At 64.4% G+C, this 14,197-nt stretch carries 18 protein-coding genes; all 18 read left to right on the forward strand.

Annotated elements, in window-relative coordinates:
• Positions 1-121 precede the first annotated feature (121 nt).
• The 18 genes from BZF57_RS04450 (at position 122) to nuoK (ending at position 14,197) form a co-directional block, all read left to right on the forward strand.
• Complete coding sequence (locus tag BZF57_RS04450) at positions 122-355, forward strand: hypothetical protein (RefSeq protein ID WP_143738338.1); 234 nt, start codon at positions 122-124, stop codon at positions 353-355.
• Positions 356-367: 12 nt separating this feature from the next.
• Complete coding sequence (locus tag BZF57_RS04455) at positions 368-979, forward strand: hypothetical protein (protein ID WP_086735084.1); 612 nt, start codon at positions 368-370, stop codon at positions 977-979.
• A gap of 278 nt (positions 980-1,257) precedes the next feature.
• Positions 1,258-2,709 (forward strand): coniferyl aldehyde dehydrogenase, encoded by a 1,452-nt coding sequence (locus BZF57_RS04460; protein ID WP_086735086.1) that lies wholly within the window; start codon positions 1,258-1,260, stop codon positions 2,707-2,709.
• Positions 2,710-2,856: 147 nt separating this feature from the next.
• Entirely contained in the window at positions 2,857-3,231 is a 375-nt protein-coding gene (locus tag BZF57_RS04465; RefSeq protein ID WP_086735944.1) for an NADH-quinone oxidoreductase subunit A, read from the forward strand.
• Between the two features lie 47 nt (positions 3,232-3,278).
• Complete coding sequence (locus BZF57_RS04470) at positions 3,279-3,818, forward strand: NuoB/complex I 20 kDa subunit family protein (protein WP_206073190.1); 540 nt, start codon at positions 3,279-3,281, stop codon at positions 3,816-3,818.
• A gap of 6 nt (positions 3,819-3,824) precedes the next feature.
• Positions 3,825-4,616 (forward strand): NADH-quinone oxidoreductase subunit C, encoded by a 792-nt coding sequence (locus BZF57_RS04475; protein ID WP_086735090.1) that lies wholly within the window; start codon positions 3,825-3,827, stop codon positions 4,614-4,616.
• Positions 4,613-5,824, forward strand: a complete 1,212-nt coding sequence (locus BZF57_RS04480) for an NADH-quinone oxidoreductase subunit D (RefSeq protein ID WP_086735092.1) — start codon at positions 4,613-4,615, stop codon at positions 5,822-5,824. The genes BZF57_RS04475 and BZF57_RS04480 overlap by 4 nt, the downstream gene beginning before the upstream one ends.
• 35 nt (positions 5,825-5,859) lie before the next feature.
• A complete protein-coding gene (locus tag BZF57_RS04485) occupies positions 5,860-6,807 on the forward strand; it encodes a hypothetical protein (RefSeq protein WP_143738339.1) in 948 nt (315 codons plus the stop codon).
• Positions 6,800-7,468: an NADH-quinone oxidoreductase subunit NuoE gene (gene nuoE, locus BZF57_RS04490; protein ID WP_086735096.1), complete on the forward strand. Its 669-nt coding sequence runs from the start codon at positions 6,800-6,802 to the stop codon at positions 7,466-7,468. The genes BZF57_RS04485 and nuoE overlap by 8 nt, the downstream gene beginning before the upstream one ends.
• On the forward strand, positions 7,469-7,612 hold the full coding sequence (locus tag BZF57_RS21305; RefSeq protein WP_169712931.1) for a hypothetical protein: 144 nt from the start codon (positions 7,469-7,471) through the stop codon (positions 7,610-7,612).
• Positions 7,609-7,785 (forward strand): hypothetical protein, encoded by a 177-nt coding sequence (locus BZF57_RS21070; protein WP_156076232.1) that lies wholly within the window; start codon positions 7,609-7,611, stop codon positions 7,783-7,785. The genes BZF57_RS21305 and BZF57_RS21070 overlap by 4 nt, the downstream gene beginning before the upstream one ends.
• The gene (gene nuoF, locus BZF57_RS04495; protein WP_086735098.1) at positions 7,785-9,077 is read left to right on the forward strand and encodes an NADH-quinone oxidoreductase subunit NuoF; all 1,293 of its coding nucleotides are present in this window, start codon (positions 7,785-7,787) and stop codon (positions 9,075-9,077) included. Before BZF57_RS21070 ends, nuoF begins: the two co-directional genes overlap by 1 nt.
• A complete protein-coding gene (locus BZF57_RS04500) occupies positions 9,074-9,442 on the forward strand; it encodes a hypothetical protein (RefSeq protein ID WP_086735100.1) in 369 nt (122 codons plus the stop codon). Before nuoF ends, BZF57_RS04500 begins: the two co-directional genes overlap by 4 nt.
• Positions 9,435-11,450 (forward strand): NADH-quinone oxidoreductase subunit NuoG, encoded by a 2,016-nt coding sequence (gene nuoG, locus BZF57_RS04505; RefSeq protein WP_086735102.1) that lies wholly within the window; start codon positions 9,435-9,437, stop codon positions 11,448-11,450. The genes BZF57_RS04500 and nuoG overlap by 8 nt, the downstream gene beginning before the upstream one ends.
• 121 nt (positions 11,451-11,571) lie before the next feature.
• Positions 11,572-12,636 carry an NADH-quinone oxidoreductase subunit NuoH gene (gene nuoH / locus BZF57_RS04510; protein WP_086735104.1) on the forward strand — a complete coding sequence of 355 codons (1,065 nt, stop codon included), beginning with the start codon at positions 11,572-11,574 and terminating at the stop codon, positions 12,634-12,636.
• 8 nt (positions 12,637-12,644) lie between these two features.
• A complete protein-coding gene (nuoI, locus tag BZF57_RS04515; RefSeq protein WP_086735106.1) occupies positions 12,645-13,133 on the forward strand; it encodes an NADH-quinone oxidoreductase subunit NuoI in 489 nt (162 codons plus the stop codon).
• A gap of 138 nt (positions 13,134-13,271) precedes the next feature.
• On the forward strand, positions 13,272-13,895 hold the full coding sequence (locus BZF57_RS04520) for an NADH-quinone oxidoreductase subunit J (protein ID WP_086735946.1): 624 nt from the start codon (positions 13,272-13,274) through the stop codon (positions 13,893-13,895).
• On the forward strand, positions 13,892-14,197 hold the full coding sequence (gene nuoK, locus BZF57_RS04525) for an NADH-quinone oxidoreductase subunit NuoK (RefSeq protein WP_086735108.1): 306 nt from the start codon (positions 13,892-13,894) through the stop codon (positions 14,195-14,197). The genes BZF57_RS04520 and nuoK overlap by 4 nt, the downstream gene beginning before the upstream one ends.

Genomic DNA, 14,197 nt, shown 5'->3' on the forward strand with positions numbered 1-14,197 from the left:
AGGCGATCCATTCTGCCACGGCGTCCCCGTCGCCTGTTCCCAGAATTGGAGATTGTCGGCTGATTTTAGAAGTTTCTTTGCATCTCCCCGGATACTCATTGCCCGAGACACACGAGCCGTGATGGAACGATACCGCGCCCCTCTGTTGTGGCTGACCTTCGCGGCGATGTTCGCGGCCTTCATTGCGTTTGACTGGACCGAAGGCGCAGTGGGATCGCGCGGGCGGGGGCTGGCGCTCGTCCAGCAATTCCTCCGCTGGCTGCTGGTCGAGCCGCTCGGGCTGGCCGGCGCGATCGGTCTGGTGATGGCGCTCGGGATCCTGGCTGCAGCCCTGTCGCGGCCCCGTTATTGGTAGAGGGCGAATAGCATGAGCGAGTACCTGTGGGTGAGCAATGTCATGAGCAATGCGTCGCTTATCATCATGGCGACGACAGACGTTGTTGAAGAGAACCTTGAAAGTGCGAAGAGCGGTCTCAAAGCACTGAAAGGGGGGCAGCCGGTCGACCCTGCAACACTCCCAAGATCTGTCTATTTGCCTAAGGCGAAGCTTGGATCCCTTCCCCCGCTGTTTGACGCCAACGGCTTCTATATCGTCGACGAAACGGTTGCGAACATTCTGTCCCGCCACGACCTCGGCGAGGGCGGGCTCTACCCTGTCGACCTGTGGCAGAGCGACAGGGCAACCCCGGTCAAGGGCCTGTGGTTCTGCTGGACGTTCGGAAACACCAAATCCGCATTCACAAAAGCACACAGCACGAACATGCTCGACCGTGGACCGCCCGGCGGCGAGTGGGCGATGATGCCATGGAGCCCGGCCGACTTCGATGTTGCTGTAACGCGCGACGCTCTCGGCGGACCGGAAGTCTGGCTCGATCATCGGCTGTTCAAGACGGTCTTCATGAGCCGCGAGCTCGGGGATGAACTGGTGGCCGCCAATCTCGGGCAGTTCTTCCGCCTGTATCGCACTAAGGTAATTTAGCGCAGTTCAAGCTTACGTCCCTCCCGCTTGCTAAGGCAGGCAACGCAGGAGAAGCCCCCCTTAGCGAACTGCGTCTCTCCCCCACTTGTTCTCTCCCCCCGCGGGAGAGATACGCAGACTTGGCAGCTTGCTGCCTAGCCGGAGTTGAGAGGGGGCAGGGCCGGAGCCTTGCTCCGGACCCCTCTCCCAACCCTCTCCCGCAAGGGGAGAGGGCTATAGGCCCGCCCCGCTTGCGCCCCAGCGTGCTTTGCGCAACAACGGGTCGCAAATCAAAACCAATGTCCGAACGGGAGAACGACATGGCCGACGACCGCCGCGCTGAACTTGAAGCCCTGCTTGCGCGCCAGCGCGCTGCCTTCACCGCCTCGCGGCCCGAGCCGATCAGCCAGCGCAAGGACCGCATCAAGCGCGCCATCGCGCTGGTGAAGGATAACGGCGAGGCCTTTGCCAAGGCGATGAGCGCGGATTTCGGCAGCCGCTCGATGCACCAGTCGATGCTGACCGACATCGCGGCGACCGTGGGTGCGGGCAATCATGCGCTCAAGCACATCGATGCATGGTCGAAGCCGGAAAAGCGCAAGGTGCAGTTCCCGCTCGGGCTGATGGGTGCCAAGGCCGAGGTGCGCTACGAGCCCAAGGGGGTTATCGGCATCCTCAGCCCGTGGAACTTTCCGGTGCAGCTCGCCTTCGGCCCGCTGATGCAGGTGCTCGCCGCGGGCAACCGGGCGATGATCAAGCCGAGCGAATTCACCGAGCGCACCAGCGAGCTGATGGCCGAGCTGACGGCGGAATATTTCGCGCCCGAGGAAGTGGCGGTCGTCACCGGCAGCCCCGAAGTCGCCGCGGCGTTCTCGTCGCTGCAATTCGACCACCTCGTCTTCACCGGATCGACCGCGACCGGGCGCCGCGTGATGCAGGCGGCCGCCGCGAATCTCGTGCCGGTGACGCTCGAACTGGGCGGCAAGTCGCCGGTGGTGATGGGCCGCAGCGCCGATTTCGCCAAGGCGGGCGAGCGCATCGCGATCGGCAAGATGATGAATGCGGGGCAGATCTGCCTCGCGCCCGATTACCTGATGGTGCCCGAGGACAAGGCCGACGAGGCGGTCGCAGGCGTTACAGGGGCAGCGGCCGCGATGTATCCGCGCCTGCTCGACAATGACGATTATGCCTCGATCGTCTCGGACCGCCACTTCGAGCGGCTCCAGGGCCTCGTCGCCGATGCGCGCGAAAAGGGCGCCGAGGTGATCGAGGTCAACCCGGCGGGCGAGGATTTCGCCAATGCCAACCAGCGCAAGATGCCGCTCACCGTGCTGCGCGGTGTCGATGACGGCATGACCGTGATGCAGGAGGAGATCTTCGGCCCCGTCCTGCCGGTGATGACCTACAAGTCGGTCGATCAGGCGGTGGACTACATCAACGAGCACGACCGCCCGCTCGGCCTCTACTATTTCGGCGAAGACCGCGCCGAGCAGGAGCGCGTGCTCAGCCGCACCATCTCGGGCGGGGTGACCACCAATGACGTGGTGTTCCATGTCTCGATGGAAGACCTGCCCTTCGGCGGGGTCGGGCCTTCGGGGATGGGGAGCTACCACGCGATCGAGGGCTTCCGCGAATTCAGCCACGCCCGCGCGGTCTATCACCAGCCGAAGATCGACATCGCCAAGCTCGGCGGGCTGAAGCCGCCCTATGGCAAGGCGACCGAGCAGGCTACGGCACGGATGATGAAGTAGGGGCAGGGCGGGCGACGGTTCGCCGCGCCCGCAACCTCTGTTCGATTTCCTGCAACATCCTTACGGGGTTTTCCCCGAGTCGAAGGCTTGCACCTGCCGCGTGACGGGCCTAGGGCGGCCCACGGGATTAATTGCTTGGACATCGTCGTGATCGACCTCAGCCAGTATCTGCCGATACTGTTATTCGTACTCGTGGCCTTCGGGCTTTCGGTGCTTTTCGTGTTCGCGCCCATGGCGGTGTCGCGCCTCACCGGCGTGCACAATCCCGATGCGGAAAAGCTGTCCGAGTACGAATGCGGTTTTCCCGCCTTCGAAGACGCGCGCAGCCAGTTCGACGTGCGCTTCTACCTCGTCGCGATCAGCTTCATCGTCTTCGACCTCGAAGCGGCCTTCCTGTTCCCCTGGGCGGTGAGCCTTGGAAAGACAGGCTGGATCGGATGGAGCGGAATGATGGTGTTCCTCTTCATCCTCGCGGTGGGGCTTGCCTATGAATGGAAGAAAGGGGCGTTGGACTGGGAATGAATAACATCGTTTCAGGTCCGGGTTCTTTGGCCCAAGGACTGCCGGACATGTCGAAGCTCGCGACCGCCCAGGGCGGCGAGGTTCGCGCGCCCGATGCCGATTTCTTCAAGGCGCTCCAGACCGAGGTCACCGACAAGGGCTTCCTCGTCACCTCGACCGAGGAGCTGTTCCAGTGGGCGCGCACCGGCTCGCTCTGGTGGATGACCTTCGGCCTTGCGTGCTGCGCGGTCGAGATGATCCACGTGAACATGCCGCGCTATGACATGGAGCGCTTCGGCGCCGCGCCGCGCGCCTCCCCGCGCCAGTCGGACGTGATGATCGTTGCGGGCACACTGTGCAACAAGATGGCCCCGGCACTGCGCAAGGTCTACGACCAGATGTCGGACCCCAAGTACGTCATCTCGATGGGAAGCTGCGCCAATGGCGGCGGCTATTATCACTATTCCTATTCGGTGGTGCGCGGCTGCGACCGCATTGTGCCGGTCGACATCTATGTCCCCGGCTGCCCGCCGACCGCCGAGGCGCTGCTCTACGGCGTGATGCAATTGCAGCGGAAGATCCGCCGCGTGGGCACGATCGAGAGGTAAGGGCGCATGGCCGTTCTGCATTCCGCACCGCGCTTCGCCTCGAACGAAGGCGTTATCGACGCCGTGAGCGAGACCATCTCGGTCTGGCTGATCGAGGCCATCGAGGCGCATGGCGAGGTGATCTTCCGCGTCGAGCGCGATGCGGTGGACAAGGTGCTGCGCATCCTGCGCGATGACCACGCCTACCAGCAGCTCATGGAAATCGCCGGGGCCGACTACCCCTCGCGGCCCGAGCGCTTCGAAGTCGTCTACATGCTCCAGAGCCTCACCAAGAACCACCGCGTCATGGTGAAGTGCTCGGCCGGCGAGGACACCCCCGTGCCGACCGCCACCACGCTGTGGCCCAACGCCGGTTGGCTCGAGCGCGAGGTGTTCGACATGTACGGCGTGACCTTCGCCGGCAACCCCGATCTGCGCCGCATCCTCACCGATTACGGCTTCGAGGGGCACCCGTTCCGCAAGGACTTCCCGATGACGGGCTACACCGAACTGCGCTATTCCGAGGAGGAAAAGCGCGTGGTGTACGAGCCCGTCGTGCTCGCGCAGGAAATGCGCACCTTCGACTTCCTCTCGCCCTGGGAAGGCGCGGACTACGTGCTTCCGGGTGACGAGAAGTCGCGCGGTGCGCCCCCGGTCGCCGAGCCCAAGACCACCGAAAAGCCCGCCGACACCGGCGCGGGCAAGAAGGCGGATGAAGCCGCCGCCAAGCCCGTCGCCCCTGCCGCGCCCGCGCAGAAGGACAGCGGCAAGGGTGCCCCCGGCGCGCCCGATCCCACCTCGAAGGAGGGTGGCCGATGAGCATGCAACTCGAACAGTCGCCGACCACCGAAGGCGAGGTCATCACCAACTACACGATCAACTTCGGCCCCCAGCACCCGGCCGCGCACGGCGTGCTGCGCATGGTGATGGAGCTTGACGGCGAAGTGATCGAGCGGATCGATCCGCACGTGGGCCTGCTCCACCGCGGCACCGAGAAGCTGATCGAGCAGAAGACCTATCTCCAGGCGCTGCCCTATTTCGACCGGCTCGACTATTGCTCGCCGCTGGCGATGGAGCACTCCTATGTGCTCGCCATCGAGAAGCTGCTGAACCTCGAAGTGCCGCTGCGTGCCCGATACCTGCGCGTGCTGTTCGCCGAGCTCACCCGCATCTGCAACCACATGCTCAACATGGGCGCGCACATCCTCGATGTCGGCGCGTTCACGCCGAACCTGTGGATCATGGATCTGCGCGAGGATTGCCTCAACTTCTTCGAGCGGGCCTCAGGCGCGCGGATGCACTCGGCATGGTTCCGCCCGGGCGGCGTCCATCAGGACGTGCCGGAGAAGCTGCTGGTCGATATCGGCGACTGGCTCGACAACCGCTTCTTCCAGCTGTTCGAGGACGCGATGAGCCTCGTCATGGACAACCGCATCTTCAAGCAGCGCAACGTCGACATCGCCGTCGTGTCGCGCGAGGACGCGATTGCCTGGGGCTTCTCCGGCCCGATGATCCGTGCCGCGGGCATTCCGTGGGATCTGCGCAAGTCGCAGCCCTACGACGTCTATGACCGTATGGAGTTCGACATTCCGGTCGGCACCAACTCGGACTGCTATGATCGCTTCATGGTGCGCGTGAAGGAAGTCTACGAGAGCGCGAAGATCATCCGCCAGTGTCTGCGCGATATGCCGCAAGGCCCGATCGCCAGCACCGACGGCAAGGTCTCGCCGCCGAAGCGCGGCGAGATGAAGCAGTCGATGGAAAGCCTGATCCACCACTTCAAGCTCTACACCGAAGGCTTCCACGTCCCCGCGGGCGAGGTCTATGTCGCCACCGAAAGCCCCAAGGGCGAATTCGGCGTCTATCTCGTCAGCGACGGCACCAACAAGCCCTACCGCTGCAAGATCCGCCCCACCGCCTTCTCGCACCTCCAGGCGATGGACTTCATGTCCAAGGGCCACATGCTCCCCGACGCGACCGCCATTCTGGGCGCGATCGACGTGGTGTTCGGGGAGTGTGACCGGTGAGCATAGGGCGCGCCCGGATTGCACTTTGTCTGGCCTTGATGTTCGGTACGTCAGGGTTTTCAGAAGCGCGTGGGCAGGATCGTCAGGGAGCCGCGCCGCATCCGGCAATGGCCGCATTCCTGAACGAGCTTGATGCCGGTGCGCTTGATGCAGCTGCTTCGCGAATTTCGCGCATTGGCGATTTCGGCGATGAGGACGTGTTCGCTATTCGGCCCTCGCGGGGCGAACTGGTAGCCTTGCTCAGATCGTGCAGGCAGATTTCGGGCATGTATGGTGTATCGAGCTCCATCTACAGTCAGCTTCAGCAGACAGAGTGGAGCTGTCCAGGTGACCAAATATACACGGTCAACTTCTGGCCTGAGGATGCGCTTTCGTCCAGCAGCCGGGTTCCTCGGCCTTACCTGATGGTCGCGGCGATCGAGACGCCCGAATCTCGGAGCCGGAGAGAGGAAAAGCGCAAGGTACAGCGCACGCCAGACGGCGCTATGCCACCGCCACCTATTCGGCTTGTGCGTTCCGAGCAGGAGCAAAAGAGCGTCATCGAGCGGCAGGAGCTGGAGCGCTTAGCAGCATATGGCCGACGGGACGCCGTGGGCGAAGCCGTCGTGAAGGGCAAGCTTGAAGCCATCGCCGATTTCGTGACCGACGAAACGCAAGTCCGTTATGGCACGCGCGATCCTTACTTCGATGTTCGTCTGGAGGACCTGCGAGGGAAGGGGATGGCTGCTCTTATTGCGGTGATATCCCGAGCCTCGAGCGACGTTGGCTCGCCAGTCGCTTTTGCGTGTCGGCTCGGCGATGGTCAGTGGCCCCCGCAGGTTTGTCAGTGGGAATTGTCTGATCCAAATAACGGATTACGCGCTGACATGAATTTCAGCGGCCCGGGCGGGACGATCAACTCGATCCGGCTTTACCGCGAAACGCCGACCGAAGCTGATGCATTTCGTCAGCGCGCCATTCGAGCCGGAGTAATCAATGGCTGACCGTACCCCCGCTCCCGACACTCCCGAACTGCGCGCCCGCTGGGGCGGCTTCGCGTGGACGCCGGAGAACAAGAAAACCGCCGATTGGCACATCGCCAAGTATCCCGAAGGGCGCCAGCGCTCGGCGGTGATGCCGCTGCTCGATCTTGCCCAGCGGCAGGTCGGCGCGGAGACCGATACGCAGGGCTGGCTGCCGCTGCCTGTGATTGAGTATGTCGCCAAATATCTCGACATGCCGGTGATCCGCGTGCTCGAGGTCGCCAGCTTCTACTTCATGTACAACCTCAAGCCCGTCGGCAAATTCCACGTGCAGGTGTGCGGCACCACGCCCTGCATGCTGCGCGGGAGCGACGACATCATGACCGCCTGCAAGAAGCGCGGGATGGTGAAGGGCGGGGTCTCGGCGGATGGCCTCTGGACCCTCACCGAAGTCGAATGCATGGGCAATTGCGCGACCGCGCCGATGGTTCAGATCAACGACGACAACTACGAGGACCTGACGCCCGAGCGCCTCGATGCGGTGCTCGATGCGCTTGCCGCGGGCCAGCAGCCGAAGACGGGCACGCAGGAGCCGGGCCGTCACACGTCCGAGCCTGCGGGCGGGCCGACCACGCTGACCGCGATGGTCGATGCCAACCATGACTATCGGGGCGAGTGGTAAGTGACCTCCGTCGTCTCCATCATCGTTGCGATCCTGCTCGCCTTCATCGCCTTCAAGGTGCTGATGGGGCTGGTGCGCGTGGGGGTGATCCTGGTCATTGTCGTGGTTCTGATCGGCATGTGGCAGTCGGGGGCGTTTGCATGAACCCGCTGACGCTGCTCTTCGCGATCCTCGGGCTCACCGGCTTTGCGCTGGGCGCGGTGCTGACCGCGACGGGGCCCTACGAGATGGGCGTGATTATCATGGGCCTCGGCCTTGTGTTTCAGGTGATTTCGCTGGTGCGCATCAAGCGCGCCAAGGCAAAGGGAATGCAGTGATGCTTGCCGACAAGGACCGCATCTTCACCAACCTCTACGGCTTCCAGGACTGGAGCCTGAAGGCGGCGCAGAAGCGCGGGGACTGGGACAACACCAAGGCGCTGCTCGCGCGCGGGCAGGATGCGATCATCGAGGAGATCAAGGCCTCGGGCCTGCGCGGGCGGGGCGGGGCGGGCTTCCCGACGGGGCTGAAGTGGTCCTTCATGCCCAAGGAATCACGTGACGGCCGGCCGAGCTTCCTCGTCATCAATGCCGACGAATCCGAGCCCGGTTCGTGCAAGGACCGCGAAATCATCCGCCACGATCCGCACAAGCTGGTCGAAGGCGCACTGGTGGCCGGCTACGCGATGCGCGCGCGGGCGGCCTATATCTACATCCGCGGCGAATATATCCGCGAGGCCGAGACGCTCCAGAAGGCGATCTCGGAGGCCTATGACGCCGGGCTGATCGGCAAGAACGCCTGCGGTTCGGGCTACGACTTCGATGTCTTCATGCACCGCGGCGCAGGCGCCTATATCTGCGGCGAAGAGACCGCGATGATCGAGAGTCTCGAGGGCAAGAAGGGCCAGCCGCGCCTCAAGCCGCCTTTCCCGGCGGGCGCGGGCCTCTATGGCTGCCCGACCACGGTCAACAACGTAGAGTCCATCGCCGTCGCGCCGACGATCCTGCGGCGCGGGGCATCGTGGTTCTCGTCCTTCGGGCGCGAGAACAACAAGGGCACCAAGCTGTTCCAGATCAGCGGCCACGTGGAAAAGCCCTGCGTGGTCGAGGAAGCGATGAGCATCCCCTTCGAGGAGCTGATCGAGAAGCACTGCGGCGGTATCCGCGGCGGGTGGGACAATCTGCTGGCGGTGATCCCCGGCGGCTCCTCGGTGCCGCTCGTCCCCGCCGCGCAGATCCGCTCCGCCCCGATGGACTTCGACGGGCTCAAGGAATTGGGCTCGGGCCTCGGCACGGCGGCGGTCATCGTCATGGACAAGTCGACCGACATCGTCCGTGCGATCAGCCGCCTGTCCTATTTCTACAAGCACGAAAGCTGCGGCCAGTGCACCCCCTGCCGCGAGGGCACGGGCTGGATGTGGCGCATGATGGAGCGCCTGCGCACGGGCGATGCGGCGGTCGAGGAAATCGACATGCTGCAGGAAGTCACCAAGCAGGTCGAGGGCCACACCATCTGCGCGCTGGGCGATGCCGCCGCGTGGCCGATCCAGGGCCTCATCCGCCACTTCCGCCCCGAGCTCGAGCGGCGGATCGCGGAGCATAACGCCAAGTTTGCGGAGGCGGCGGAGTGAACCAGGAGCTCACCTACACCCCTGCGCGCGTGCTCGCGCTGGCGTGCTTCGTTCCTTGGGCGTGCCTTGCCGCCTTCATGCTCTACGACATCGTCCAGCGCGGGTCGGAGGATTTCTACGGCTCGGAGATGGTCTTCGCCTCCGCCGTCAGCGGCGTGCTGGGCGCAGCCGGAGCGCTCGGCGTGTGGCTGCGCAAGCCCGCGGGCGCCGTGCTGGTGCTGCTGGCGGCCGCCATCAACCATTTCGCCGGCGTTTTTTCGGACGGCGTCAACGGCCAGTACAACTGGGGCCTGACCATCGTCTCGGCCCTGCTGGTGCTCGTCGTGTGTGTGCACAGTTTCCTAGCGGATCAGAATCATGCCTAAGGTCACCGTAGACGGTCAGGAAATCGAGGTTCCGGCGGGCGCGACCGTGCTCCAGGCCTGCGAGATGGCGGGCAAGGAAATCCCGCGCTTCTGCTATCACGAGCGCCTCTCGATCGCCGGCAATTGCCGCATGTGCCTTGTCGAGGTGAAGCCCGGGCCGCCCAAGCCGCAGGCCTCCTGCGCGCTGCCCGCGACCGACGGTCAGGAGATCCGCACCGACAGCCCGATGGTCAAGAAGGCCCGCGAGGGGGTGATGGAGTTCCTGCTCATCAACCACCCGCTCGATTGCCCGATCTGCGACCAGGGCGGCGAGTGCGATCTGCAGGATCAGGCGGTGGCCTATGGCCGCGGCGGCTCGCGCTACCATGAGAACAAGCGCGCGGTGACCGAGAAATACATGGGCCCGCTGATCAAGACGATCATGACCCGCTGCATCCACTGCACCCGCTGCGTGCGCTTCTCGGAAGAGATCGCGGGCGTCGACGAAATCGGCGCGCTCTATCGCGGCGAGGACATGCAGATCACGACCTATCTCGAACAGGCGGCGGCGCATGAACTGTCGGCGAACGTCATCGACCTGTGCCCGGTCGGTGCGCTGACCTCGCGCCCCTACGCCTTCGAAGCCCGCCCGTGGGAGCTCAAGAAGACGCTCTCGATCGACGTATCGGACGCGGTCGGCGCCAACATTACGCTCCACTCCAAGGGCCGCGAAGTCATGCGTGCGCTGCCGCGCGTGAATGACGACGTCAACGAGGAGTGGCTCTCCGACAAGGGCCGCTATCAGGTCGACGGCCTGACCAAGCGCCGCCTCGACCGCGTGTGGGTGCGCCGCGAGGGCAAGCTCCAGCCGGCCGAGTGGACCGAGGCTTTCGGGATGATCGCCTCCGCGCTGGAAGGCGACAAGGCCAGCATCGCGGCCGTGGCGGGCGATCTGCTCGATGCCGAGACGATGTTTGCCGCCAAGGCGCTGGTCAATGCCTGCGGTTCGAACCTCACCGAAGCGCGCCAGACCGGCATGACCTATGACGTGTCGAACCTTGCCGCGGTCAACTTCAACAGCACCTTCGCCGGGATCGAGACGGCTGACGCGATCCTGATCGTCGGCAGCAATGTCCGCTGGGAAGCCGCGCTGCTCAATGTCCGCCTGCGCAAGGCGGTGAAGGCGGGGGCGAAGGTCTACATCATCGGGCCGGAATGGGACCCGACCTATCCGGCAACCTTCCTCGGCAGCGATCTGAAGCTGCTGAACCGCATCCCCAAGGAACTGGGCGATGTGATGAAGAACGCCCAGCGTCCCGCAGTGATCCTCGGCGCGGCGGCGCTCGCCAAGGGTGCGCTGCCGGCCGCGCTCAAGCTGGTCGACAAGTTCAACCTCGTGCGTGAGGGCTGGAACGGCTTCAACGTGCTGCACATCTCGGCGGCGCGCATGGCCTCGCTGATGCTCGGCTTCACGCTTCCGGGCGGTATGGGCGACATCGCCGCCGCTTCGCCCAAGGTTCTCCTGAGCCTCGGCGCGGACGAGATGGACTATGCGCCCTACGCGGGCAGCCTCAAGGTCTATATTGGCCACCACGGCGACAAGGGCGCACATCACGCCGACATCATCCTTCCGGGCGCATCCTACGCCGAGAAGGACGGGACCTACGTCAACACCGAGGGCCGCGTGCAGTTCGCCGAGAAGGCGGTCTTCGCCCCCGGTGACGCGCGCGAGGACTGGACGATCCTGCGCGCGCTGGCCGATGCACTGGGCGTGACCGTGGGCTTCGACAGCTTCGGCGAGTTGCAGGCCAAGATGATCGCCGCCGTCCCCGCGTTCGGGGAAGAGGGCCTCGCCGATTACGGCGCGCTGCCCAAGGCGGACAGCGGTGCCAAGTTCGAGGGCGAGCTTGCGGGCTATCCTATCAAGGACTTCTACCTCACCAACCCCATCGCCCGCGCGAGCGAGGTGATGCAGCGCTGCTCGGATGAGCTGCTGCACGGGGCGGAAGTGAAGGAGGCCGCGGAATGACCCGGCTTCCCGCTTCATCCGTCATCCCCGCGCAGGCGGGGATCCAGCTGTCCTCCATCCTTTCCCGCCAAGTTAGCTGTACCCCCGCCTTCGCGGGGGTGACGGCCATGGGTGCACTGCAATGACCGCCTTCTTCCAATCCCTCGGCCTGCCTTACGAATGGGCCTGGACCGTGGCGACGCTCGCCGCGATCATCGTCATTTCGCTGCTCGTCATGTTCAGCGTCGCCATGGTGATCTATGTCGACCGCAAGGTGCTCGGCGCGATCATGCTTCGCAGAGGCCCCAACGTGGTAGGGCCCTTCGGCCTGCTGCAATCCTTCGCGGATGGCCTCAAGGTCTTCCTGCAAGAGACCATCATTCCGAGCGCCGCGAACAAGGGCATCTTCCTGCTCGCGCCGATCATCACCTTTACCGTCGCGCTCGCGGCCTGGGCGGTGATCCCGTTCAGCGCCGGCATGGTGCTCGCCGATATCAACGTGGGCCTGCTCTACATCCTCGCGATCAGCTCGATGGGCGTCTACGGCGTGGTGATGAGCGGGTGGGCGTCTAACTCCAAATACCCGTTCTTCTCGGCGATGCGCGCCTCGGCGCAGATGATCTCCTACGAAGTCTCGATCGGCTTCGTGCTGGTCTGCGTCGTGCTGTTCGCGGGCACGTTCAACCTCAGCGGGATCGTGAACGCGCAGCAGGGCTTCGGGCTCGGCCTGATCAACGCCTATGCGATCCACCCGCTGCTCTTCCCGATGTGGGTGGTGTTCTTCATCTCCGCCCTGGCCGAGACCGCGCGCGCGCCCTTCGACCTCACCGAGGCCGAGAGCGAGCTCGTCGCGGGCTACCAGACCGAATATTCCTCGATGAGCTTCGCGCTGTTCTGGCTCGGCGAATATGCCAACATCCTGCTGATGTGCTCGCTCAACACGCTGCTGTTCTGGGGCGGGTGGCTGCCGCCGCTCGACATTCCGGTGCTCTACATGGTGCCGGGGATCATCTGGTTCCTGCTGAAGACCTTCGTGTTCTTCTTCATGTTCAGCTGGATCTGGGCGACCGTGCCGCGTTACCGCTACGACCAGCTGATGCGCCTCGGGTGGAAGGTGTTCCTGCCGATGAGCTTGTTCTTTGTCGCCGCCACGAGCAGCTGGCTGATGGCCACCGGTGCCTTCGGCGAACAGTTCGCGATCTTTTGAGAGCTTCGATGACCACCGTCTCCCACCTCATCAAATCGTTCACCCTCTGGGAATTCCTCAAGGCGCATGCCTTGACGCTGAAGTATTTCTTCAAGCCCAAGGTGACGATCAACTACCCCTTCGAGAAGGCTCCGCTCTCGCCCCGCTTCCGCGGCGAGCACGCGCTGCGGCGTTATCCGAACGGGGAGGAACGCTGCATCGCGTGCAAGCTGTGCGAGGCCGTGTGCCCCGCGCAGGCGATCACCATCGAGAGCGAGCCGCGCGAGGACGGCAGCCGCCGCACCACCCGCTACGATATCGACATGACCAAGTGCATCTTCTGCGGCTTCTGCCAGGAAGCCTGCCCGGTCGATGCGATCGTCGAGGGGCCGAACTTCGAATATTCGACCGAAACCCGCGAGGAGCTCTTGTACGACAAGGCCAAGCTGCTCGCGAATGGTGACAAATGGGAAAGGGCCATCGCGGCCAACCTTGAAGCCGACGCACCCTATCGCTAGGGCGCGCGGCGACGAGGACATGGGGTTAACGGGCCGGGGCGTTCTGCTGCGGCTCACACTTGGACTAAGGGATCAAATGCCGCTTTCTGGACACCCGGCGCCGCGCCGGGGCGCGCGGATCGGCGGAGACGCATCATGCTGATACAGGCCATCGCCTTCTATTTCTTCGCGACGATCGTCGTCGCCAGCGCCGTCATGGTGGTGATGGCGAGGAACCCCGTGCACTCGGTGCTGTGGCTGATCCTCGCCTTCTTCAACGCCGCGGGCCTGATGGTGCTGCTCGGCGCCGAGTTCATCGCGATGCTGCTGGTGATCGTCTACGTGGGCGCGGTCGCGGTGCTGTTCCTGTTCGTGGTGATGATGCTCGACATCGATTTCGCCGCGATGCGGGCAGGCTTCAGCCGCAACGCGCCGCTGGGGCTGCTGATCGCTGCGATCCTGCTGGCCGAGCTGCTGCTGGGCGTGGGCGCCTACAATGCCGGCGGCCTCACCCTTGGCAAGGCCGCAGGGGACGCCGCGCAGGCCGCGGGCACCAGCAACATCGAAGCCCTGGGCGAGCTGCTCTACGGCCGATACATCGTGCTGTTCGAGATCGCCGGGATCATCCTGCTGGTCGCGATGATCGGCGCGATCGTGCTGACCTTCCAGCCGCCCAAGCCCGGCGCCCGCGCACGGCAGGATGTCGCCAAGCAGATCCGCCGCCGTCCGGAAGATGCAACCGTCATGAAGAGCCCCGAAGTGGGCCAGGGGGTCGAGCTGTGATCGGCATCGAACATTACCTCACCGTCGCCGCGATCCTGTTCGTGCTGGGCGTGCTGGGGATCTTCCTCAACCGCAAGAACGTGATCGTCATCCTGATGGCGGTCGAACTGATCCTGCTCGCGGTGAACCTGAACCTCGTCGCCTTCAGCGCCTTCCTGCAGGACCTCACCGGTCAGGTCTTCGCCATGCTGGTGCTGACCGTGGCTGCGGCCGAGGCGGCGATCGGCCTTGCGATCCTCGTGATCTATTTCCGCACCCGCGGCTCGATCGCGGTCGACGATATCAACCGGATGAAGGGGTAA

The organism is Erythrobacter colymbi, assembly GCF_002155685.1.
Classification (GTDB): Bacteria; Pseudomonadota; Alphaproteobacteria; order Sphingomonadales; family Sphingomonadaceae; genus Erythrobacter; species Erythrobacter colymbi.